The organism is Bacillus sp. M6-12 (assembly GCF_002860285.1).
In the GTDB taxonomy this organism is placed as follows: Bacteria; Bacillota; Bacilli; order Bacillales; family DSM-1321; genus Peribacillus.
Genome location: NZ_PGVF01000001.1, coordinates 384,692 through 405,158 on the forward strand (window position 1 = coordinate 384,692; position 20,467 = coordinate 405,158).

The 20,467-nt window shown below is 33.3% G+C and carries 30 protein-coding genes; 8 read left to right on the plus strand and 22 right to left on the minus strand.

The window, feature by feature from the left end; translation table 11 throughout:
* Window positions 1-15 precede the first annotated feature (15 nt).
* The 4 genes from CVD28_RS02800 to CVD28_RS02815 all read right to left on the minus strand — a co-directional run bounded on the left by CVD28_RS02800 (window position 16) and on the right by CVD28_RS02815 (window position 2,067).
* Window positions 16-1,092, minus strand: coding sequence for a zinc-ribbon domain-containing protein (locus CVD28_RS02800; RefSeq protein WP_101590839.1), 1,077 nt, complete (start codon window positions 1,090-1,092; stop codon window positions 16-18).
* A 74-nt stretch (window positions 1,093-1,166) separates the two neighbouring features.
* Window positions 1,167-1,466, minus strand: a complete 300-nt coding sequence (locus CVD28_RS02805; RefSeq protein WP_101590840.1) for a hypothetical protein — start codon at window positions 1,464-1,466, stop codon at window positions 1,167-1,169.
* Window positions 1,467-1,490: 24 nt separating this feature from the next.
* Window positions 1,491-1,775 carry a hypothetical protein gene (locus CVD28_RS02810; protein WP_101590841.1) on the minus strand — a complete coding sequence of 95 codons (285 nt, stop codon included), beginning with the start codon at window positions 1,773-1,775 and terminating at the stop codon, window positions 1,491-1,493.
* A 37-nt stretch (window positions 1,776-1,812) separates the two neighbouring features.
* Window positions 1,813-2,067, minus strand: coding sequence for a hypothetical protein (locus tag CVD28_RS02815; protein WP_101590842.1), 255 nt, complete (start codon window positions 2,065-2,067; stop codon window positions 1,813-1,815).
* A gap of 164 nt (window positions 2,068-2,231) precedes the next feature.
* Between CVD28_RS02815 and CVD28_RS02820 the strand changes: the two genes are divergently transcribed.
* A complete protein-coding gene (locus CVD28_RS02820) occupies window positions 2,232-2,585 on the plus strand; it encodes a hypothetical protein (RefSeq protein ID WP_101590843.1) in 354 nt (117 codons plus the stop codon).
* 41 nt (window positions 2,586-2,626) lie between these two features.
* Here CVD28_RS02820 and CVD28_RS02825 read toward each other — a convergent pair whose 3' ends face one another.
* The 3 genes from CVD28_RS02825 to CVD28_RS02835 all read right to left on the minus strand — a co-directional run bounded on the left by CVD28_RS02825 (window position 2,627) and on the right by CVD28_RS02835 (window position 4,104).
* Window positions 2,627-2,848, minus strand: coding sequence for a hypothetical protein (locus CVD28_RS02825; protein WP_101590844.1), 222 nt, complete (start codon window positions 2,846-2,848; stop codon window positions 2,627-2,629).
* A gap of 234 nt (window positions 2,849-3,082) precedes the next feature.
* The gene (locus tag CVD28_RS02830) at window positions 3,083-3,673 is read right to left on the minus strand and encodes a hypothetical protein (protein WP_101590845.1); all 591 of its coding nucleotides are present in this window, start codon (window positions 3,671-3,673) and stop codon (window positions 3,083-3,085) included.
* 164 nt (window positions 3,674-3,837) lie between these two features.
* Window positions 3,838-4,104, minus strand: a complete 267-nt coding sequence (locus CVD28_RS02835; protein WP_257985729.1) for a DUF1294 domain-containing protein — start codon at window positions 4,102-4,104, stop codon at window positions 3,838-3,840.
* A 126-nt stretch (window positions 4,105-4,230) separates the two neighbouring features.
* Between CVD28_RS02835 and CVD28_RS02840 the strand changes: the two genes are divergently transcribed.
* Window positions 4,231-4,440, plus strand: coding sequence for a hypothetical protein (locus CVD28_RS02840; RefSeq protein ID WP_101590846.1), 210 nt, complete (start codon window positions 4,231-4,233; stop codon window positions 4,438-4,440).
* A gap of 13 nt (window positions 4,441-4,453) precedes the next feature.
* Here the strand turns inward: CVD28_RS02840 and CVD28_RS02845 are convergent, their stop codons facing one another.
* From CVD28_RS02845 to CVD28_RS02885, 11 genes are all read right to left on the minus strand, one after another.
* On the minus strand, window positions 4,454-4,738 hold the full coding sequence (locus CVD28_RS02845; protein ID WP_101590847.1) for a hypothetical protein: 285 nt from the start codon (window positions 4,736-4,738) through the stop codon (window positions 4,454-4,456).
* A 47-nt stretch (window positions 4,739-4,785) separates the two neighbouring features.
* A complete protein-coding gene (locus tag CVD28_RS28540; RefSeq protein ID WP_257985730.1) occupies window positions 4,786-4,914 on the minus strand; it encodes a hypothetical protein in 129 nt (42 codons plus the stop codon).
* Window positions 4,915-5,361: 447 nt separating this feature from the next.
* The gene (locus CVD28_RS27795; protein ID WP_180953874.1) at window positions 5,362-5,514 is read right to left on the minus strand and encodes a hypothetical protein; all 153 of its coding nucleotides are present in this window, start codon (window positions 5,512-5,514) and stop codon (window positions 5,362-5,364) included.
* Window positions 5,515-5,624: 110 nt separating this feature from the next.
* Window positions 5,625-6,185 carry a class I SAM-dependent methyltransferase gene (locus CVD28_RS02850; RefSeq protein WP_101590848.1) on the minus strand — a complete coding sequence of 187 codons (561 nt, stop codon included), beginning with the start codon at window positions 6,183-6,185 and terminating at the stop codon, window positions 5,625-5,627.
* A gap of 151 nt (window positions 6,186-6,336) precedes the next feature.
* Window positions 6,337-6,717: a hypothetical protein gene (locus CVD28_RS02855; RefSeq protein WP_101590849.1), complete on the minus strand. Its 381-nt coding sequence runs from the start codon at window positions 6,715-6,717 to the stop codon at window positions 6,337-6,339.
* A gap of 13 nt (window positions 6,718-6,730) precedes the next feature.
* Window positions 6,731-7,120: a DUF7768 domain-containing protein gene (locus tag CVD28_RS02860; RefSeq protein ID WP_101590850.1), complete on the minus strand. Its 390-nt coding sequence runs from the start codon at window positions 7,118-7,120 to the stop codon at window positions 6,731-6,733.
* 129 nt (window positions 7,121-7,249) lie between these two features.
* Complete coding sequence (locus CVD28_RS02865; RefSeq protein ID WP_101590851.1) at window positions 7,250-7,492, minus strand: hypothetical protein; 243 nt, start codon at window positions 7,490-7,492, stop codon at window positions 7,250-7,252.
* Complete coding sequence (locus tag CVD28_RS02870) at window positions 7,467-7,889, minus strand: hypothetical protein (RefSeq protein ID WP_101590852.1); 423 nt, start codon at window positions 7,887-7,889, stop codon at window positions 7,467-7,469. The genes CVD28_RS02865 and CVD28_RS02870 overlap by 26 nt, the downstream gene beginning before the upstream one ends.
* 46 nt (window positions 7,890-7,935) lie before the next feature.
* A complete protein-coding gene (locus tag CVD28_RS02875) occupies window positions 7,936-8,139 on the minus strand; it encodes a hypothetical protein (RefSeq protein ID WP_101590853.1) in 204 nt (67 codons plus the stop codon).
* Window positions 8,140-8,202: 63 nt separating this feature from the next.
* Window positions 8,203-8,493 carry a hypothetical protein gene (locus tag CVD28_RS02880; protein ID WP_101590854.1) on the minus strand — a complete coding sequence of 97 codons (291 nt, stop codon included), beginning with the start codon at window positions 8,491-8,493 and terminating at the stop codon, window positions 8,203-8,205.
* Between the two features lie 82 nt (window positions 8,494-8,575).
* On the minus strand, window positions 8,576-9,130 hold the full coding sequence (locus CVD28_RS02885) for a hypothetical protein (protein ID WP_101590855.1): 555 nt from the start codon (window positions 9,128-9,130) through the stop codon (window positions 8,576-8,578).
* Window positions 9,131-9,754: 624 nt separating this feature from the next.
* Here CVD28_RS02885 and CVD28_RS02890 point away from each other — a divergent pair.
* The 3 genes from CVD28_RS02890 to CVD28_RS02900 all read left to right on the plus strand — a co-directional run bounded on the left by CVD28_RS02890 (window position 9,755) and on the right by CVD28_RS02900 (window position 12,306).
* Window positions 9,755-10,345 carry a hypothetical protein gene (locus tag CVD28_RS02890; protein WP_101590856.1) on the plus strand — a complete coding sequence of 197 codons (591 nt, stop codon included), beginning with the start codon at window positions 9,755-9,757 and terminating at the stop codon, window positions 10,343-10,345.
* Window positions 10,346-10,419: 74 nt separating this feature from the next.
* Window positions 10,420-11,577 carry a hypothetical protein gene (locus CVD28_RS02895; protein WP_101590857.1) on the plus strand — a complete coding sequence of 386 codons (1,158 nt, stop codon included), beginning with the start codon at window positions 10,420-10,422 and terminating at the stop codon, window positions 11,575-11,577.
* Between the two features lie 147 nt (window positions 11,578-11,724).
* A complete protein-coding gene (locus tag CVD28_RS02900; RefSeq protein ID WP_101590858.1) occupies window positions 11,725-12,306 on the plus strand; it encodes a hypothetical protein in 582 nt (193 codons plus the stop codon).
* A 65-nt stretch (window positions 12,307-12,371) separates the two neighbouring features.
* Here the strand turns inward: CVD28_RS02900 and CVD28_RS02905 are convergent, their stop codons facing one another.
* Together CVD28_RS02905 and CVD28_RS02910 are read right to left on the minus strand one after the other, a co-directional pair.
* Entirely contained in the window at window positions 12,372-12,974 is a 603-nt protein-coding gene (locus CVD28_RS02905; RefSeq protein WP_101590859.1) for a metallophosphoesterase family protein, read from the minus strand.
* 52 nt (window positions 12,975-13,026) lie between these two features.
* Window positions 13,027-15,888, minus strand: coding sequence for a preprotein translocase subunit SecA (locus tag CVD28_RS02910; protein ID WP_101590860.1), 2,862 nt, complete (start codon window positions 15,886-15,888; stop codon window positions 13,027-13,029).
* Between the two features lie 216 nt (window positions 15,889-16,104).
* Here CVD28_RS02910 and CVD28_RS02915 point away from each other — a divergent pair, with 216 nt between their 5' ends.
* Complete coding sequence (locus CVD28_RS02915) at window positions 16,105-17,256, plus strand: tyrosine-type recombinase/integrase (protein ID WP_101590861.1); 1,152 nt, start codon at window positions 16,105-16,107, stop codon at window positions 17,254-17,256.
* A 349-nt stretch (window positions 17,257-17,605) separates the two neighbouring features.
* On the opposite strand, the gene CVD28_RS02920 is transcribed toward CVD28_RS02915, so the two are convergent.
* Both CVD28_RS02920 and CVD28_RS02925 read right to left on the minus strand, forming a co-directional pair.
* On the minus strand, window positions 17,606-18,397 hold the full coding sequence (locus tag CVD28_RS02920) for a uracil-DNA glycosylase (protein WP_101590862.1): 792 nt from the start codon (window positions 18,395-18,397) through the stop codon (window positions 17,606-17,608).
* 133 nt (window positions 18,398-18,530) lie between these two features.
* Window positions 18,531-19,340, minus strand: coding sequence for an asparagine synthase-related protein (locus tag CVD28_RS02925; protein WP_180953876.1), 810 nt, complete (start codon window positions 19,338-19,340; stop codon window positions 18,531-18,533).
* 144 nt (window positions 19,341-19,484) lie between these two features.
* Here CVD28_RS02925 and CVD28_RS02930 point away from each other — a divergent pair, with 144 nt between their 5' ends.
* Both CVD28_RS02930 and CVD28_RS02935 read left to right on the plus strand, forming a co-directional pair.
* Window positions 19,485-19,796 (plus strand): hypothetical protein, encoded by a 312-nt coding sequence (locus tag CVD28_RS02930; RefSeq protein WP_101590864.1) that lies wholly within the window; start codon window positions 19,485-19,487, stop codon window positions 19,794-19,796.
* 97 nt (window positions 19,797-19,893) lie between these two features.
* The gene (locus tag CVD28_RS02935; RefSeq protein WP_101590865.1) at window positions 19,894-20,466 is read left to right on the plus strand and encodes a hypothetical protein; all 573 of its coding nucleotides are present in this window, start codon (window positions 19,894-19,896) and stop codon (window positions 20,464-20,466) included.
* The last annotated feature ends 1 nt before the right edge of the window (window position 20,467 follow it).

A 20,467-nucleotide genomic window follows, 5' to 3' on the forward strand; every position in this document is an offset into this window, starting at 1 on the left:
AATAATGGTTGATTATTACTTCTCTTTATTCTTTAGTTCTTCCTTACAGTCTGGACAAATTAATCCTTTTGTTTTTTGAACAATTTCCATTGTGTAATCATGTCCATCTTTACATTTCCACCACATCACCTTTTTACTCTTTGTCAATACGTGGAATGGAGTTAAATCTTTATTTTTCGTGGGATGCCATTCTTTAATTAACTCTGGGAATAGCACACCTAAATTATTCTCTTTTGTTGGCTTATGCCCTGCACAATAAGGACACCCACTTCGACCTTTCGTTCTACTTGAAACTTTTGAAGGATACTCATGTCCTTTTTCGCATTTCCACCATATCTTCGCTCTCATACCAAAAGTGATTTCTTCTACTTTTAAATCACCATTTTTTGTTGGATGCCATTCCTTTGCTAATTCAGGAAAAAGAGCAATCATTCGATTATCTAACTTAATCTTTTCTTCCAAACAATGTGGACAAGAAACCCCCCTTTTCCGATGTTTAAGTTTTTCTTCCCACTCGTGATTCTGTTCACATTTCCACCAGACCTTTCTTTCCATTCCTGGTGTAACATCAAAAGGAGTCAACTTTTTATTTTTTTCTGGATGCCATTCCTTTGCTAAATCTGGCATTACAGTGGCTAAACAATTATCTAAACAAACAAAATGATTGGCACAATATGGACAAGCTGTTCCACTTACGGTTCTATGAGAAATAATGGTTGGATATTCATGACCTTCTGGACATAACCACCAAACCTTTTTATGACTTGCGTATCGAAATTGTTCTGGCTTTAAAACGCCATTTTTGGTTGGATGCCATTCTTTTGCTATATGTGAATGTGTTACTTTAAATGAATCTTCAGGAGTTGTTAAACGCCCTGAACAAAAAGGACATCCTGTTTTAAGATTTGTCCTTGAACTAATTTTAGCTTCCCAAGCATGTTTGTTATTTTTAGGACATTGCCACCATACTTTCTTGTTGCTACCAGTAGAAACATCCTCTGGTTTTAGTGTTTCATTCTTCGTTGAATGCCATTCTTTCGCTATTTCAGGATAAAGAACAGACAATCTATTTTCATTAGATAATTTCACCATGTTTCTATCACCTTTTCTTTATATTTCATATAAAAACAGCAAAGATGCTTCGGTTAAAAGCATCTTTTTGTAATTTAATAGGTTCGCATAAACTTCCTTAATAGCCCTTCATACTTATCTTCCAATTTCACTTCTATTCTAATTCGTTTGAACAATGTTCGATATTCACCAAAATACATAGATAAATAAGCAAGTATAAAGGCTAACATCGGCATAATCAAAATTAGTAGTGATTCTATAAATGAGAAATCAAGTCCGTAAAGCATAACACCAGCAAAGAGCATGACAATGAGTTGTATCTTAACAAACTCTTTTAAAAGTCGCTTTCCTAAGACTTTATACATGAGCTTCATATCACTCATAAATAATTTCAATTCTTTTCCCCATTTCTTCTCTATCTACTTATCCTCATTCTTTTTCTCGAAATGAGTTTTCCATAAATCTTTACATCTTCCAAAGCAGAAATTCTTCCCTTTATATTCAGGTAAAGGTTTGTCTACATACAATGGTTGATGGCAATAACCACATGTATCTGTCGCCCCCCTATTTTTCAATTCCTCTTTGAGCTTTTCTAACAATTTAGTTGGGGTTTCAAATTCATCAATTCCAGAACCAACTCCTTCATCTTCACAAGCCGAGTAAGTACGGATAATGTCTACAATTTCATTAGTGGATAACTGCATATTTTGCACCCCTTTCTATTTGATACTTGTTTTCGTTTTACTCCATAAAACTGTAATAAAAAGCAGGAGTGTTCTCTCCAAGATAAGCATTAACAATGTTCGTATAAACATGGTCTGTAGCATCTTCACCTGATAGTCCTTTTTCGATATAAATATCTATCAGTTTATGAATATCATATAAAGGCACAAATACACTGTTTCTCTCCTGTACCCCCACAAGGGCTTCATCAAATTCCTCTTCTAATAAAATAGCGTTCTCATTTAATTCGGCAATATGTTCTCGTTTATTCACTCTATTACCCTCCTATTTCCAAATATTTGACTTTATATTATGATAACCTAATTATTGACTATAAGCAATAAAAATTACTCTTCTAATCTTACATTGTGTGAATTAATTTTTCTACTTTTTGCATATGATAGAAGGAAATTTTTAAAAAGGGAGGAAATAAAATTATGAAAAAACAAGCTGTCTTATTTTTAAAACTTCTTACACTTTTCTTTTTTATTGGAGCTTTTTTCTCACCAATGATGGCAACACAAGCGGAAGCTAAAATGACAAAAGCACAATGTCAGTCTCAGGGGAAAGAATTGGAGAAAACCTTGTGGGATAATTCTTCTAAAGCAACAAAAATGGCAAAAGAATTAGCTTACAAAGGTCAAAAGAAATGGACTTTTAAAGATTACTTTAATGTCATGAATTATGTAAAGGCGTTTGAAAACAAACTCTTATCTATCTTTAAAAAAGGTGGAGATTGTGCGATTTACGGTTCTTACAATTCCAATACAGATAAAATCCAATGGAAATAGAAATAAAAAAGAGAGGAATTTTCCTCTCTCTTTTTTTGCTGTTACGCAATATTTTCTTCATCGAAATTATGCTCTTGTTGTAGCTCTCGCTCTAACATCACACGTTCAAAACATTTCTCCCCACGAAGTTTTTTAATTCCAGCAATTTTCTTTGAATGATTTTTACTTGTTAATTGAGTGTCAAGCTCTAATACTTCAATCTGTAATTTGAGCATTTCATCTTCTTTTCTTAACTTTAATATCGCAAGTTCTGTATGTGTCATTTTTTTATCCTCCAGTACATTTTCTATATAAAGAAATCCAAATATATAAAATCTTTATATTGTACAGATAAGGCGTATTGTTTATTCTTTTATTCATCAAACAAAGACACCAACAAAGAGTGTTCTTGGCTATTTTTTAATTTGTTTTAATGGAGTAATCGCTTATTGTCTTCCGTTATATTGATTGACCACAATCTCACGTTTAAGAATAGACATTCACAAAAAAAGACCTTTCTATCCATTCAGAAGGTCTTTGTAAAAGTCTTGTGTACATAAATCTTCCCTAATAAAATTTTTATAGGAATAGATATGTTGATTTTTCATTTTGGAAATATTCTTCGTCATTCTGTTTTCTTTCATAATTTCGTAATCTTTTCCGTACAATGAGTGTACTTTCTGAAATACTTCTTTTCTTTCTTCTTCTATTGCACCACAAATCATCACTTTCACTTCATTTGGTTGGAATGACATTTCATTCATTGCTACATATTCATGTATCTGAAGGTTTCGGGACTTTTCGAGTAATTCCCAATCATTGGAGTATTTTAAGTCCAGCCAATCTTCATACTCCATACAGTCACAATACTCATATATCTCTTTATTTTGACAAACCCAATCAAAATCATAATCTTTTACAGGGATTAATCGGGTATCAATATCCTTAAAAGCTAAAATGATTAAACCAAACTCATGAGCCATTGATATGTCAGGTGTAAAGGAGACATACGCATGTTTATGTTTTTTAATTTTTCGAGTACCAATCAGCTTTCCTTTTTCTAAAATAGACCCAATAGAAGCAAAAGTTGTTCCATGATACAATATCATCCCACCATCTCCTTCCCCTTTATCATTTACCTTATACAAAAAAGTTATTCTTTCTATGTGATTCTTATATTTATGTATTTTTCTTCAATATCGTTTGAAAACTAACCATATTTGAACTATTTAAAGTAAAAGGTCTTACCTTTTTAGTAAAACCTCTTACTTTCTTATGAAAAAATCATATAAATTACTAAAATAATTTCTAAAACTGCAATCGCTGTAAAACCAAACTTAAATGTAGCATGTTTCGTCTTGTGCTTAAATGACTTCATACCTAACCAAGTCCCTATTGCTCCACCTATTAAGGTGACTTTCCACAAAGTTGCTTCTGGAATGCGATATTGTCCAGCTTTTGCTCGTTCTTTGTCACTATACATAATAAAATATCCATATAAGTTCATTACGATTAAATAGATTAACAAGATTTTTCCCAATTTTATCCCTCTTTTCCTCCTATTTTTATATCTTATACAAAAAAAACAAATAAAAAAGAACGGAAAGACCCTTACCTTTTTGATATATATGATTAATACTTGCTCCTTTAGGAGAGCTTAATAATAATGAAAAGGAGTGATATTATGTTGCCACATTTAGCTCAACATATATTGATTTGGGTTGGTGGAATTTCATTGGGATTACTTATCGGTAGTTGGGGAACTATCACTTTGATTAACAAAGTCAATAATGACCAAGAATTTTTAAAAGCCTATCAAAAAATATATCCTGATAGGGTGTTGACCGTTATAAAGCAAAAAAAAGAGAGGAAATAATCCTCTCTTTCTTCTATTCTTTCATCCAGCCTGAACCTTTGCATGTTGAACAGGCTCTACGCATATCTCCACCTGAACCATTACAGTCATCACAGGCATGACCATTGTTTTTAGCTTTTTTGTCTTTTAATACTTTTCCAGTACCAATGACCAACACTTTTCCTTCTTGGGGTACAACCGTTTCTATCTTTTTAATCTCAATTTCCGTATCCTGGTATTCAACTAATGAACCAACAGAAACAAATTGAGGATATTTAACCAAAACTTCAAATTCTACAACTAAGCCTTTTTTCAACATATAGACTTCCCCTTTCAATCTTCACCTTTTATTTGTACTTTCCTTTTTTACGCAATTTTCTCTTCGCCAAAATGATGTTCATGTATTACCTGTTGTTCTAACATCACACGTTCAAAGCACTTATCTCCACGAATTTTGATTTTCTTTAATTTTGTCGTGTTCATCTTCCCTGTCATTTGTGCTTCTAACTCCAGGACTTCTATTTCTAAACGAAGAATTTCATCTTCTTTCTTTAATTTTAAAATCGCAAGTTATGTCTGTGTCATTTTCTTATCCTCCAGTATGTTTTCTAAAAAGAAACCCAAATATATAAATTTCTTATATTGTAGAAAGAAAAAGAGGTCATTATGCTTTTGTACATCCAGTCCTAATACGGTTTAGAGTTATTCTTTATTTGCAAATAAAAAAGAAGAGGAATTACCCTCTCCTTCATGGTCTTGCATGGGTTTGTTGATATAGATGTTGATTTGTTGCTTGCACCAACTGAAATCTTGAAATATTCGATTCTTTCATATGGATTTCCTGGTGAAACGCATTAATCATCACCACAAAATATATCAAACATAACCATCTTTTCGTTCAATGACTCTCCAATCTATCTTTTTCTCTCCTTTAATTCTTATCTATTTCTGTGTTTTCTCCGTTTTTTTCTTTTTCTCATTCTTTTTCTCTGATGAATCCTCTAAATCAAAATGGTCTCTGGTATCAGGGAATATCATCATAAAGGAAAACAAGGCTACACCAACTATATACATGACTAATTCGCTTATATCCATTGTTAATCTTCCTTTCTCTCATTTTTATATGATAGTAGAACCATTCGTTTACCATAACTTCAATGATTTTGAACCCCTTACCAATAAAAAAAGACCCTTTATGGTCTCCTTTATGACAATTGACAGCAGAATACATACGCTGGTGGCATATTTATCAGTTCTCTTTTTACCTGAATGGTTTCAAAATACTGTTGAATAAAGTCCTTTTTCAATAACGTATATTGAAAGGTGATAAACTTCCCTTCTTCTCCTAAAATCTCTTTTGTTTTGTTTAGAATATTACTGGATACAGCTTTAGGCAAACTGGCAAATGGAAGACCTGAAACCACATAATCTACTTGGTTGATATTGTGTTCTTCTAAATAGTGGTCAATCTTTTCTGCAGAATCATGAACGATATATAAGTTTTTCTCTCCTTTATATCTCTTTTGTAATAACTCACAAAATTCATGATTATGTTCTATTAGGATGACAACCGTTTCTTTCTTTCTATTTTTCAAGATTTGCTCTGTAAAAACACCAGTGCCAGGGCCATACTCGACTATACATTTTGCATGTTCAAACTCCACATTTTCCATCATTTTTTTGGCTAACTTTTTTGAACTTGGAAGAACTGCTCCCACTGTTCTTGGTTTTAATAGATATTGAATCACAAATAATAAATTCTTCATAAATACCTCCTCTTAATTTTCATTATAATCAGCGTATCCGCAAAAATAAGGCAGGAGGTTATTTACGAATGTTTAGCAAACACGATTATCCTGTCAGTTTAATTTGGATATGGATATGTAGAGGAAAAAGACCACGAAAGGTCTCTTATCCTTAAATTGATAGAGGCGTTAAGCTGTCACACCATTTACAAAAGGCTTTAATAATAGGAGCAATATTTTTAGAGTCTAATTCTCCACCGAAACCAATAAAACCATCACGATTGAATGAAATTGCTTCTCTTCCTTCAAAATAACTGCCTTTTACTCTTAGATAAGCATATTGGAAACCAGTTCTTTTTAAGATTTTCACATCTCTCACTCTTGGCTTCCGAATGGTCATTCCCATTGATTCGGCATGTTCACCACCATGTAAGCGGTAATCTTCTAATGACTCTCCCAATAAAGTTACTAACCTATTAATATCTCCTTCTTTTATATCCTGATAGGTTAAACCTTTATTTTTGAAATAAGCTCTTGCTTCATCTCTTGTCATATTGCTTTCTCCTTTATCGTGCCACGTTTTTCAAGAATTGTTCTTCACATTCTTTTACGGTTAAAGAACCAGCAAATTCAGGTAAGCTACGGAACTCAAGCATTCTACCTTCTTTGATTGCACGTTCAATTCCATATGTCATGCCACGACTAATTCCTTTGTCAATATACACAACGGTCTTTTCAGCGACCTTTCCCCAAGCTAATCCTGCCTCAATTCCATGTTGTCTTTCTTCTGGTATATCATCATTTAAGATTCCATCTTGGGTATAAAGTAAATGGGAAGCAATTGGGGCTTCACCACGTAGCAAACTATCTCTTACTGCCATTCGTGCATAATAAATGTTCGCTTCTACTTCTCCTGCAAATGGGCTTTCCATAATAACTAATTGATTTTCTCTCATAAATATCTCTCCTTTTTTAGTTTTACAAGTGTAATCCTCATTTCTAATAGCTTGTATATTTTACGTGAAGTCTAAGTCTTTTATAAAACAACAATTCAACGCATAGAAAAGAGCTACCTTATTGGTAGCCTATTCATCTTCATTGGATTGCTCGATTATTTTTGCTTTGGTCAACCATCCAAGCATAGGGTCTACTTTCCAATAATAGTTACCCATTTCATCGTACTCATATCCTTTTGCTGATAAAAAACGGAAAGCTATTTCTCGATTTTTGAAAACTTTTTCTGTTTTTCTCCCCATTTGTTCAATTTCTATAGTTGTCATTTCAATATGTTTCAAATCTCCATTACCGCCATTTAACTGAACCACCATTTTCTGCACAATCTTTAAAAATATTTTTTAAGTCAGAAAACATTGCACAGTCTGACCTTCCTGCATATCCATAGCAAATATCGTCATTATAATCTTTGATTTTTTCGTAAATCTGTTTTGCTTGGTGTTGGTCAATAGAACCTTCACAATCAGATTGATAACAAAAATTAGCGATTTCAACCGTTATTACATTGGCTTCAAGTAGTTTGTCTGTTTTTGCGTTATAGGTTTTGTAAAAAGCATCTCGTTCTCCATAAATAAACATTGCTTTATCTAACTCTTCATAATGATTTCCGAACTCTGAATTAGAAAGGGTTGCTACCTTTTTTCTAAATCGACCAAAGCCACCATATCCGATATCTGCACTAAAATTTTTAGATTTAATCGTGATTCCCATTAAAATTCCCCCTTAAATTTACTTCCTAATATACTTCAATGGTTTATTAAAACCATTTGTGCCAAGTAGCCCAAAAGGTCTTTTTCCACTTTCCATTCACGTACTCGTACCCATCTATATAACACTTACCATTAATGGTTGTGATATTTCTCCCCTTCATATTTGGAGGAAATGCGACAACTTCACTCCCAAGAATCACTGTTCTATTTTTTTGATTGACAATGACACTGCCACTGCTAAATGCCCCCATAATATCACCTCACTGATTTGAACTTTCGATTTCATAGAAATCCATTATCTTCAGACATATTACTTAAATTGATTTCCCATCAACCATTTCCTTCATAATCGGAACGAACGCCAAAGTCATTAACTTTATCGCTAACGAATCTCCGTCTATTGGCTGTGCAAATGTTGTTCCATCTATATCAGGCATGACAATCCAGAAATCACTTGGAGATTCCCTTGTATCATTGTTTACAAGCAAGTCATACTTTCCATATACACGAATAGGGTAGTCTTTTCCTAAAGAGGGATTATACAAATCATATGAAACGCCAACTTTGTTGATTAATTTATAATTTTTACCTTCTTCTAAATTCATGTTTATTCCTATCCTTTCAAAAGATATTTAAAATAGATGTTGTGCGATTATATGTAAAAAGGGAGACATTTCTGTTCCCCTTTTATGCAATGGCTTGTATGCTGTTATCTTCAATCAAACTTAATTTAAAGCGAATGGCTTCTTCTTTTGCGTTATCAAGACCTTTAAACTCTCTTGCATTAAAGCTAATCCATTCCTTTTTATTTGATTCTGAATTTGTAAATTGCACTTTAAATCCAGTTACTTTTCCACTTTTTTGTTTGATTTCATATATCCCACAAATCAAATCCTCTCCATGCTTAGAGATTTGTTGTTTGTAGTCACGTTTCCCTGCTACATAAATGTTATTTCGCAAAAAATTGTGGTTGTTTCTATCACGATGTTCCACACGTTTTCCAGTTTCTTGAACATTCAAGAGCCATCTTCCCAATGGAATAGAAGTGCGGTCAATGGTTGTATAAGGAATAATCTTTTTATTCCCCTCTCTCCCAACAGCCATTAAGCCCCAATGTACTTTGGATACATTCTCATAATCCTCTTTTTCCAGAACAATTGTTGCTTCGTGTTTTAAACCGTAGATATACAACAGAACATGGTCTTTCATTACCACAAATTTGTTCAGGTATTTCTTCTCCATGTTTAAAATCTCTCCTTTTTATCAGTAAAAAACCTTATTATTTATTTCAATCGAAATCCTGCTTTGTCAAAATTCTTTATATTATATTCAACCCATTAATTTACTATTGATATTTTTGGTTCAATATCTTATCTTTAGTGTACCTTATTTTATTGACTAAAGTCAATGATTTATGGGGAAATTTTCTGTGAACTTTAAATTGGAATAGGTTGGGTTCATATCCAACAGCCTTCCAAAACACTTATATCAATATAGCAAATGCGTTACGATATCCGACTTATTCAAGCAAATGCTGTATGGTATCAAACAATATTTTGTTATATTATTGGTTCATAGTTGTTATATTAATAAAAGTTTTATAGAAAGAAAATAAAGAACTTCAATTTTATGTCAGTTTTCATATCAGACTATTGAATATAGTCAATTAAAATAGGGAGAGGGAAACAAGAGACACCTCTAAACAGAATAAAAAAGGGATATAAATAATTGGCAAAATTTGTTGACAATATTCGACAACATTTGAGGTATTTAGTGGAATCATCTATAAGTAGCACGTATATAATAACAATTTACTTTATATAAAAAACCAAAATAAAAAAACATTTAAGAGGAGGAAAATATATTATGAAAAAGAATAAAGCATTACAAACAGGATTAGCACTTGCAATTATGGGTGGTGTTGTAGCACCTACTTTCGCTCACGCAACTGAGGTGACACCAGCTCAATCAAATCAAACAACAAAGGTGGTTGGAACTTTTGAAGCAACGACTTTAGATGTTGCGATTCCAGCAGTAAGCACATTCCTTTATAACCCAAACACTGAGGAAATGACTGCTCAAAACATGAACATGGCATCTCGTACAAATGCACCAGTTTATATGACTATGAAAGGAATTGAAGTTTCTACAGAATCTACTTGGACACCAAGCCTTGTAGCTCCTGACAAATACACTGTTGAAGGTTGGAAGAACTTAACCAAAGCTGAAACTCAAACAAACGTAGCTCTTGGTTTATTCGCTAACCAAGATGCTGATTATTTAACTGGTATCTTAAACAACAACCTATGGAGCACTTCAATTGGTGGAGGACAAAAAGTTGGGGTTATCAAAGCAAATCAATCCGTTGATGTAAAACCAACATTAAAAGCTGGTACAGCGATTAATGCTCAACAAGTTCTAACATCTAACTACGTGTTTGAGTTTGGATTAGAATAATCAAGCAACACCTAAGAAGGGCTAAGACAATTTCTTAGCTCTTTTTTTATGAATCTTATTAAGGAGGAAAAAAATTGAAAACACAAAAAGTTACCTTTAAAAAACCTGTTGTTCTTGCATTAGCAAGTATTATGGCTTTAGGAGTAGTTGCTCCTTTAGTAACCATTAATTCTCATGCGGAATCCGTCAATATTAACTCATTAAATGCAGGAGACATCATTTTATTTGCAGGAGAGAACTATATTGTAGTTGACCCTGCGACTGGATATATCGTAAAACAAACACCTGTTACAAGTAAAAACTTCAGTTCTTCTGATTCTGATTTTTATTTCAATCCTATGTCAGCAGGGAACATTGGACAATATTTAAACAATGAATTTTTAAACAGTATTCCTACTGACCAAAAATCAATGCTTACTTCTCGTATGTGGACTGTTGAAAATAAATATTCAGGAGAACTTATATCTCAAATTGGTGTGCGTGTTGGACTACCTTCTTTACAAGAAATAGAGAACAATCCTGTACTTGCTGAAGCATTAAACAACGCTTGGACAAGAACCGCTTTTAAAGATACAGAAAGAGGGATTTCAAAGCCATTGGCTGTTCTAAATGGAACTTCTTATGAATATTACTCTGTTGACCATATTGCAAACGTACACCCTGCTCTACGTTTAAAACCAGATAGCATGGTGACATTAGTTGACCGCTATGAAGCTCCTGCTGATTCTAATGGAGTAACAGGCGATGATTTTACAACAAAAGTAATTGGAACTTTTGAAGCAACTACGTTAGATGTTGTTATTCCTGTAACAAGTTCTTTTATTTATAACCCAAATACAAACCGTATCGATGCACAAGAGTTTACGATTTTTAATCAAACCAATGCTCCTGTTTATGCAACAATGAAATCTATTGCGATTTCTCCTGAATCAACATGGAAGCCAAGTTTAGTTGCTCCTACTGCTTATTCTGCAGAACAATGGAACAACTTAACAAAAGAGCAGACACAAGCAGAAGTAGCTCTTGGTATTGTGGCAAATGAAAGTCTAAACTGGCTTCGTGGTGTTGAAACAAACAATATCTGGAGTACACAAGTTCAAGATGGACAAAAAATAGGTGTTATCAAAACTGATTCTCCTGTTGTTGTAAAACCAACTGTTCAGTCGGGTACTGCCTTAAATGTAAACGGTGTTTTAACTGCTAACTATGTCTTTGAATTTGGATTAGAATAACAAAAAGAGGCAGGGATAATCTCCCTGTCTTTCCTGTTTTTCTCGATATAGATAATACGGTTTTCATATATACAAATGACTAAAGTTGTTGTAATATAATATTATGACTATAGGCAATGAAATTATACAAAATTAAGGAGGAAAATCATGAACGAGCAACAAGTATTAAATCAAGAATCACAACAGCCTCTTCCACCGAATCCTAATAAAGAAAAGAAAAAAGGAAGTAAGGTGTTAATCGCCATTATCATATTCTTACTGTTTACATTACTTGCTGGTGGAGCATATGTTTACAAAACTTACATTGCAGACGATGGAAAAGCACAAACAGAAGAAAAACAAAAATCAGATGGTGGAGAAATTGTACGAGATTATGAATTTGACGAATCAGGGAAACCAGTTCCAGTAAAAGCTCCTAACATTGGTATGGCAATCAAAAGTGCTATTTTAGGAAATGTAAATGGTAAAGCTGAAATGGCAATCAAAAACAGTGGTGACATTCCTATCGAGCCAAAAGTTATCTACAATGGCAAAACAATTTATCAATCTCCAACTCTAAAACCAGGTGAAGCAGTAAAAGCCAACTTAGAATTTGGTGAATTAGCTGTTGGTGAATATGATTTCACTGTATTGGCTATGTATCAAGGTGGCTCTGGTCTATCTCTTAAATCAAAAGTTGTTGTATTTGAACCAGGTACAGAAGTAAAAATCAAAGATGATTCTAAATAATGACTAAAGAAAATCCCCTACTAATGTAGGGGTTCTTTTTTTTGTGTAAATACAGTCTAATTATTTTAATCTTGTTCTAAATCTAACACGATTTCGGTTGTGGCATTATCTGTATCTAAAATTACACCACCATATAATCCTAAAACCGTTGTATTCTTGTATTTTGTCCTTTTATTAATGTGCTGGTGTCCATGTAAGATGAATAAAGGCGAATGATTATCCATGTATTCAATCAATCCTTCATAGCCTTCATGAGCGATTCCAGCTTTATCATGTATGCCTTTCGGTGAGTTATGAGACAATACCATATTGACTGCAGGACTATTTCGTAACAACTCCTTAATTTCCTCTTGTTCATGAATCGGGGCTTCTCCCCTTTTATATCTAACACACCCTTCTACACCTAACAATCGACAATCTCCTATCTTCGCTGTTTTCCCATGTAAGTTTGGAATCTCATAATACTCTAAATCACCAGGATAATCATGATTTCCTAATACCCCTGCTATTGGCTTGTCAGAAAAATTCTCTTTAATCGACTTTAGAAACATAATATCTATATCTCCAAGCAAAAGAACGGCATCAAAACGATTGTGGTCAATATTTAGAAACTCTCTCCATTTAAAATAATCAACAAAGTGCAAATCAGCAAAAACCAATAATTTCATCTTGTTTCTCCTCTCTCTTTTTTTATACAAGAAAAGAGGGGAAATTCCCCTCTTATTCAGCTACTTCTTCTTCATTTAATTGTTTTGGATATACCACATACTCTTTGTGATAAAGAGGAAGATTTGAACCAAAGATAGTAATGACGTATCTACCCAACATCCAGTTTTGTCCTTCTGGCTTTTCAATGTTCAGCCATTCGTTGTTTGTTGGCACTTCAAATTCAAACGTGTTTTTCGTGATAACATGCGTTAATGTCGCTCTGTACATTGATTCTTCTACTTGTTGCATTTCTTCTACTGGTAAGCGGAATGTCAACGCTGGTGCGTCATCTGTAATGTCTTCGACACCTTCTGCAATGACTTTGAACCCAATACGGTTAATTTCTTTTCCATCTACAAAGTTTTTAATCACGTATTTACCAGGGTTCAGCATGTAAGGAATCACAATGACGACATCCGTTGTGCCACTTAAGTTAAACTCTTCTACAATGCTTCTCTCTGAATAAAGAACGGATTTTACTTGTTTTTGTTCTTCTGATTTTAGGTTGAACTTAAAGAGATAAGAACTCTTCATTGGGAATACAGTAAAGAATCCATGAGTTGCAACTGTTAAAAGAACATCTCCACGCTTTGTAATGTTAGAGAAGAATTTTTGATACGATTCAGCCATGATGTCTTTAAAAATGGAATCCACATCCATAGAGAATTTACGAATTGGGTCTTGCTCACCTTGAGCCATTAAACCAAAACCTTGTTTGTATTCTTCTAAAGATTCAAGGAATGTCATCCAACCACCGTCAATGACTTCTAAAGAAGTTTCATATAGTAATTGGTCTATTTCACCTTTTTCAATCTTTTCTTCCAATTTTTCAAGGAATTGAGAAAGTTCTTTTTCAACAAGAGCTTTGTATTCTTTGTAGTCCATTTCTCCTAATTCTTCTTTAGAAACAGCAAGTTCAATACCGAATTTCTTTTTCAAATCCTCTTTCAATGTTTCTCTGTCCCAATCACTCACATGATTAGAGACTTCACGATATGCCTTCAATAAACCAGTTACCATTTCACTTATTTTTTCTCTTACAGAATCCATTGTTAAGCCATTCGTTAAAATACCTCTTCGGATATTGTAAACATACTCTCTTTGATAGTGAAGGATTTCATCCATTTGGAATTGGAATTTACGAACAGAAACGCCTTGTGAATCCATAACATCTTGGATTTCGTCTACCATTGTTGTCACAGTTTCCTTCGTTGCAGGGTATTCTTTATTTTTCTTCACGAATTTTTCAAACTTGTTTGTTGGATACATAACAAGGAACTCGTCTTCAATCGAAGTTAGGAATTGACTTTCCCCTGCTTGTCCTTGACGACCAGAACGACCCATTAGCTGACGGTCAATACGCTTCGATTCATTTCGGCTTACGCCTAATACAAATAAACCACCTAAAGTTTCCACTTCTTCTGTCAGTTTAATATCTGTACCACGACCAGCCATATTCGTTGCAATGGTAATTGCTCCTTTTTCTCCTGCTTTTGCTACGATTTCATTCTCTTCTTTATCATTTTTCGCATTAAGCAGTTGGAAAGGTATATTGGCTTTTGTTAAAATTTCTGATACTTCTTCACTTTCTTTTACAGAAATTGTTCCAATCAGAATTGGTTGTCCCTTTTCATGCTTCTCTTTTACTAATTGAAGCAAATGAGCATATTTATCTTTCTTCGTTTGGAACATAACATCGTTTTGGTCAATACGAGCAACAGGTCGATTCGTTGGAATGACTTTTACATCCATATTGTAAATTTCGTTAAATTCCTTTTTGGATTCAATCCCTGTTCCAGTCATACCAGATAGTAAGGCAAACTTTCTAAATAAGTTTTGGTATGTGACCATTGCCACTGCCACGTTTTCAGGTAGAATCTCTACTCCTTCTTTTGCTTCAATTGCTTGGTGCAGACCTTGTTGGAATCGTCTTCCTGAAAGCACACGACCTGTAAATTTATCGACAATATGAACCTCACCGTCACGAACGATGTAATCCACATCCGCTTTGAATTTAAAGTATGCCATCATGCTTTGTTTTACTGCATGGAATAATGTATGATTTTCAATCAATTCAAAACCGAAATATTCTTTTGCTTTATCAAAGCCTTGCTCCGTTAGATAAGGAATAAAGACTTCATCATCAATCTCATAATCCCCTTCTTCCAATGCTTCAACAAATTCTTTTGCTTTTAGCATATGAGGTACATTTTCAGAAGAAGAACTTGAAATGATAACAGGGTTCTTCGCTTCATCTACTAATACCAAATCCGCTTCGTCAATAATAGCAAAATCAAATTTCCCTTGCATGAAGAACTCTTTGGTTTGAGCAATATTATCACGAAGATAATCAAAAGCAAATTCGCTGTTTGTAATATACACGATTGGTTTTTTATAGTTGTTTTGTTTCTCCAAAGTATCCATGTCTTTTAGAATCAGACCAACTTCAATGTTGAGATAATCAAAAACAGCTTTTGCTTGTTCGTAGTCACGTTCTACTAAATATTCATTAACAGTGATAACATACGTTTGTAAGTTCGCCATATATCCCCAAAACGCAGGAAATAAAGCAGTAATTGTTTTCCCTTCCCCTGTTCTCATTTGAGAGATATTTCCCTCACTTAAAGCAAATCCACCAGCTAATTGTACATCGTAAGGTGTAACACCAAGGGTACGCTTAACAACCTCATGTGCAATCGCATAGGCTTTTATTTTTTGTTTATCTTTATTCGATTCTTCACGAACCTCTGCTGTATAAGAAATTAATTCTTCTTGTGTCATATGGCTAATAGACTCATGTGCTTCATGAATCTTTTCGATTTCTTTTTTATATGGGACTTTCTCGATTTCTTCTTTTTTCTTCCAGAATAACATGTAAAATCTCCTTTCGTACTTCGCATATGTATTATCATACTATTTTTATTGCTTATAGTCAATGAGATAAAGGGTTTAGACCATAGTTTTTAGTGGTGGCGGTTACAAGGAAACACGAAAGAAAGCCTTACTTGACGGTTTATTTTCCCTTCATTTCCTGTAAGTTGTAGGGTAAATTTGGTATAATAAGAGGGATTGGAACAGGAGGTGCAAACAGTGAAAGCAGATATACAGAAGAAGCTCGAAGAAAAGTTGAGAGAGCGATTAATACGTCTTCCTGAATTTGTAGCTGATTATATATTTCACTTAGAATTTCAAAAGAAGGAAATACGAACGAGAATTGAATATGCCAAAGACATTGAGTTATTTTTTGATTTCCTTTTATCTGATGGGTTAGTTAAAAAGGAAAGTCTACAAGAAGTTGAGCCATCTGATTTAAAATCCTTAAAGCCAAGAGATATTGGAAACTTTTTAGGGTACTTGACTTGTTATAAAAAGGCTTATGTTACGACAACTGGAAAAACCAAAATTCAGGAGTTTACAAACTCCGATGCTGGAAAGTCTCGAAAAATCGCTTCACTTCATGAGTTTTACTCTTATTTACTGGATAACGAGTTAATATCCAAAGACATAACCAAAAATATTGATGTAAAGGTTGATAGAAAGGCTTCAATTAAAAACCGATTAACACCAGATGATATGGATAAGTTTTACACGACTATTTTAGAAGACATGAATATCTCTAATGACCGAGAGTACATTTATCATCAAAAGGTAAAATTTCGTGATTATATCATGGTATTATTGCTTTCTTATACAGGTGTTCGTATATCAGAACTGGTTCAGTTGGACATAGGAGATATTGGAGTAGAAGAACAAGCAATGGTGGTCGTTCGTAAGGGTGGGAAAAATGAGGTAGTAGACATTCCCTCTGTTATTATTCAGGATATTGAAGAGTTTTTACGTCAACGAAATGAATTACAAGTAGATACCAAAGCGATATTTGTTTCTTTACATAAGAAACGTATTGACCCCAAAACAGTTAGAGCTATGCTTGACAAATATCGTTTACGTGCAGGAATTAAAATGAAAATCACTCCACATGTATTTAGAAGAACCTTTGGAACAGAACATTACAACCGTTATCGTGATATGTATTTAACTGCTCAAATTATGGGGCATGAATCAGCCGAAACGACCAGGAAATTCTATGCTGACCCGAATGAAGAAAGAACACGACAGTCAATGCGTGATTTTGAATTTGGTCAAACAAAAGATAAAACGCCATCTGTTTCGATTAGTATTCAAAAGTTGAAGGAATTGGAGAAATTAACAGGAATGAATATTGGAGACTTGTTAGTTGAATAAGGAGAATCTATAATGGGGAAAAATGGGAGAACTTTAAGAGTTCTCTCTCTTTTTATGTATGATAATTTCTTGAACAAAATAGCGGTAAGCCCTACTCTCTCAATGTATTTGTCAAAGAACAACTTTCGGAATACATAAACCTATATAGTCCATCGAAAAATCTAAAATGATAGGAAAGAGAAAAAAAAGAAAAGCTCTATAAAAATATCTAAGCTGTTATTAACTTTTAATCAACAGCCAAGCTGTTTATAGAACCTCTCTTGTAAACCATCTTCATTCTTTTGTAAAACATCTTCTTTATAAAAGCTATCCTTCAGGAAGAAGAAGATGCAATAAAATTGTTCTTTATCTATACATTAACATTTTTATCAGTCCATGAAATGATGTTCTTTGTTTCATAAAAACATGGATTCATTAAGAAAGATGAATTTTTTTCATAACCACCACTATCTCCATTGGTACAAGGGTGTTTACTTTCATATAGAAGGTCTTCTGACATTCCTAATTTACGAAGTGTTTTACCATATTTTCTGGCATCTCCCCATAGGAAATAACGAATATCAGGGTTTTCATTTGATAGATATTCTATTAGCATTTGAAAAAAGGGTTTCCATAGAGATAAATGACTTCCTGCTTGTTGGATACCACCCACTTCACATGTAAAAGCAGTATTTAAGAATAAAACGCCCTGATTTTCCCAATATCCAAAGGCTTTATCAGGTGTAGGAATTGGAAAAACATCAATTTCCATATCATTTCTTACTTCGTTAATGGAAAGTCCCATTTCTAAATCAAAATAAGATTTATGAATGAGCTTGATAACATTTTTTAGGGAGGGATTAATCTCCTTCTGAAACCATGAAGTTGCTCCGCTCACTTCAAAAGCTCTTCCAGTTGCAACAAATTCTCCATTGGCTTTTTGTTGAGGATAAGGGTCTTTTCCTAATACAATAACCTTTAGTTCCTTTACATTTAGTGTAGCAAAGCGTAAGACTACTTCTGCTTTTGGTGTAAAAGGTTTTGAGATAATAGATTGCTCTATTTTCTGCAGTTCATTGATTACATGAGATTGGTTGAAAAATGATTCCCATGAATCATGAATAGATAGGTTTTTTAAAAATAGAGATGTTGATTGTGACATTTATTTTCTCCTTTCTCCTTTTGTTTTTCTTATATCGCTTTCAAAGTATTTATATTATACATTAGTTTTACTAATTTGTTAATTATTTTTTACAAAATAAAAGCAAGAGAAGATAAATTCTCCTATTTGCTTATTAATAGATTTCACCTCTTGCTATGGCATTATAAATACTCACAACGGTCTTTCCTTTCCCTTGATTCCAGTCGCTTTTCATGAGACTTGTAAAATGTTCGGCTATTCCTGAATCACCTAATTGGAAATTGCTATGATGATAAACTTTGATTTGTTCAAAAAAAGCGGGATACATGTCTAAAATGACCTGTTTTTGCTTCGGCTTATTTAACTCTTCCCATGTTGTGTTTTTAAAACTATCTATCATGTTCTTTGATAAATAAGGAAGAATCATTTTCTTTCCTTGTTCTTCAGCTAATTGTGTAACAATTTCTTTTTGAGCATAGTTGGGATTGGAAAAGAGTTTGTTTCTAAACTCGTTCATAAGTTCTACAGTATGTTTATAATGTAGACATCCCTTTTTGCTAATCACAAAATGACCATCTGCACCTAAACCAGCTACAACAACGGTTTCTTTAATTGTTTTTAACGCATACATCATCGCCCATGTACATTCAACCTCTGTTTTCTTTTTCAACCCTTTTTCTTTAATTAAATAAAGAACATCTTTCTTTAATAATTCTATATCCGTAGGCAAATAAATCGGAATAAAAGGAACTCCGAATGTTTCTGCTATTTTTTTTGCCCCTTTAAAGTCTGAACTTTCTCTGTAGTCTAAAGTAAATGAATAAATCGTTACAGATTTCCCCTGTTCCAGTAAAGTGAATAAAAGAGAGCTTGAATCTATCCCCTTTGATAATAAAAGAGCTACGTTTTCATTAATTGTAGACAATTCCGAACTTAATACGTGCTTTATTTTTTCTGTTATCACACCAATTCCTCCTTTTTCTATAATGTTCTATCATATGTAAGAAAGACAAGTTTTTCAAAAACAAGATAGACGGACTTCTGTTTATTAAACAATATTATAGTTGTATATAATATAAGAACTTATCTAAGAGAGGAGAATGTTTAGGTGCAACAAATAAACAAATATTATAAAATTGTTATTGCTTTAGGGGAATTGTTATTAGCAGTTCCGTTCTTGGGTGCTTCTATTGTATTTGGTTCTGCATGGACTGTTTTAGGTCTTATGATGTTCCTTCATATAATCGGAATTGTATTATCTGTTACTACAAAGCAAAGCATGGGTGGACATATCTTTGGTGTTATAGCAAATCTCATTGCTTTCATTCCTTTTGTTGGTATGTTGGTTCATGGTATCACTGGATTAGTTCTTTTGATTCAAGGATTTGCAACCAAAATCCCACAACAAGAACAACAATAATGATAAAGATTTAACATGTAAAGAGGGGATAATTCCTCTCTTTTTTATTGACTATAAACAATATATTTATTAAGATAGACTAAAGGAGTGATTTGTGTTGAAAAAGAAAAAGACAGGCTCTTTCCTTCTATCTTGTATTCTTATAGGAATCATTTTGTGTGTTATGTGGTATCTATATCCTTTTAGCAAATTCGGAGCAATGGTTGTATATGACCATGTTCAAGCTCATAATGCGAAATCAGATATTCAAGAATATGTTGAAGAAACACATGGAAAAAATATGGAGATAAAAAGTTTCTCACCTGAAGGAGAATCCCGAATTAATATGGTTGTAGCTTCTCTCTCTAATAAAGAAGATAGTAAAGACTACAACATTTATTATGATGTAAACCAAGATAAGGTTTTATTTGACGAGTTTCAATTTAAGAAAGATAAACTTGCTTATCTAAATACTTTAATTGTTTCTACTGGTGAAGAAAAAGCAGGAGAAAAATATCTGATAAAAGCCATTGAGGAGCAAAAACAGATAATTTCTATTTATGAAAAAGAAATGAAACAAGAAATTCCTGAAATGGATACAGCAGATATATTGGAATCTCAATTAGACAAAGAATATGAGCAATTAGGAGTTTTGCAAAATTCATTAGATGCTCTTGCATTAGAGGGCTAAA

Coding starts and splice junctions, on each gene's coding strand:
- CVD28_RS02800 (WP_101590839.1), bottom strand. CDS start 1,092: ATGGTGAAATTATCTAATGAAAATAGATTGTCTGTTCTTTATCCTGAA.
- CVD28_RS02810 (WP_101590841.1), bottom strand. CDS start 1,775: ATGCAGTTATCCACTAATGAAATTGTAGACATTATCCGTACTTACTCG.
- CVD28_RS02820 (WP_101590843.1), top strand. CDS start 2,232: ATGAAAAAACAAGCTGTCTTATTTTTAAAACTTCTTACACTTTTCTTT.
- CVD28_RS02825 (WP_101590844.1), bottom strand. CDS start 2,848: ATGACACATACAGAACTTGCGATATTAAAGTTAAGAAAAGAAGATGAA.
- CVD28_RS02830 (WP_101590845.1), bottom strand. CDS start 3,673: ATGATATTGTATCATGGAACAACTTTTGCTTCTATTGGGTCTATTTTA.
- CVD28_RS02840 (WP_101590846.1), top strand. CDS start 4,231: ATGAAAAGGAGTGATATTATGTTGCCACATTTAGCTCAACATATATTG.
- CVD28_RS02845 (WP_101590847.1), bottom strand. CDS start 4,738: ATGTTGAAAAAAGGCTTAGTTGTAGAATTTGAAGTTTTGGTTAAATAT.
- CVD28_RS28540 (WP_257985730.1), bottom strand. CDS start 4,914: ATGACAGGGAAGATGAACACGACAAAATTAAAGAAAATCAAAATTCGT.
- CVD28_RS27795 (WP_180953874.1), bottom strand. CDS start 5,514: ATGGATATAAGCGAATTAGTCATGTATATAGTTGGTGTAGCCTTGTTT.
- CVD28_RS02850 (WP_101590848.1), bottom strand. CDS start 6,185: ATGAAGAATTTATTATTTGTGATTCAATATCTATTAAAACCAAGAACA.
- CVD28_RS02855 (WP_101590849.1), bottom strand. CDS start 6,717: ATGACAAGAGATGAAGCAAGAGCTTATTTCAAAAATAAAGGTTTAACC.
- CVD28_RS02860 (WP_101590850.1), bottom strand. CDS start 7,120: ATGAGAGAAAATCAATTAGTTATTATGGAAAGCCCATTTGCAGGAGAA.
- CVD28_RS02865 (WP_101590851.1), bottom strand. CDS start 7,492: ATGGTGGTTCAGTTAAATGGCGGTAATGGAGATTTGAAACATATTGAA.
- CVD28_RS02870 (WP_101590852.1), bottom strand. CDS start 7,889: ATGGGAATCACGATTAAATCTAAAAATTTTAGTGCAGATATCGGATAT.
- CVD28_RS02875 (WP_101590853.1), bottom strand. CDS start 8,139: ATGGGGGCATTTAGCAGTGGCAGTGTCATTGTCAATCAAAAAAATAGA.
- CVD28_RS02880 (WP_101590854.1), bottom strand. CDS start 8,493: ATGAATTTAGAAGAAGGTAAAAATTATAAATTAATCAACAAAGTTGGC.
- CVD28_RS02885 (WP_101590855.1), bottom strand. CDS start 9,130: ATGGAGAAGAAATACCTGAACAAATTTGTGGTAATGAAAGACCATGTT.
- CVD28_RS02890 (WP_101590856.1), top strand. CDS start 9,755: ATGAAAAAGAATAAAGCATTACAAACAGGATTAGCACTTGCAATTATG.
- CVD28_RS02900 (WP_101590858.1), top strand. CDS start 11,725: ATGAACGAGCAACAAGTATTAAATCAAGAATCACAACAGCCTCTTCCA.
- CVD28_RS02905 (WP_101590859.1), bottom strand. CDS start 12,974: ATGAAATTATTGGTTTTTGCTGATTTGCACTTTGTTGATTATTTTAAA.
- CVD28_RS02910 (WP_101590860.1), bottom strand. CDS start 15,888: ATGTTATTCTGGAAGAAAAAAGAAGAAATCGAGAAAGTCCCATATAAA.
- CVD28_RS02920 (WP_101590862.1), bottom strand. CDS start 18,397: ATGTCACAATCAACATCTCTATTTTTAAAAAACCTATCTATTCATGAT.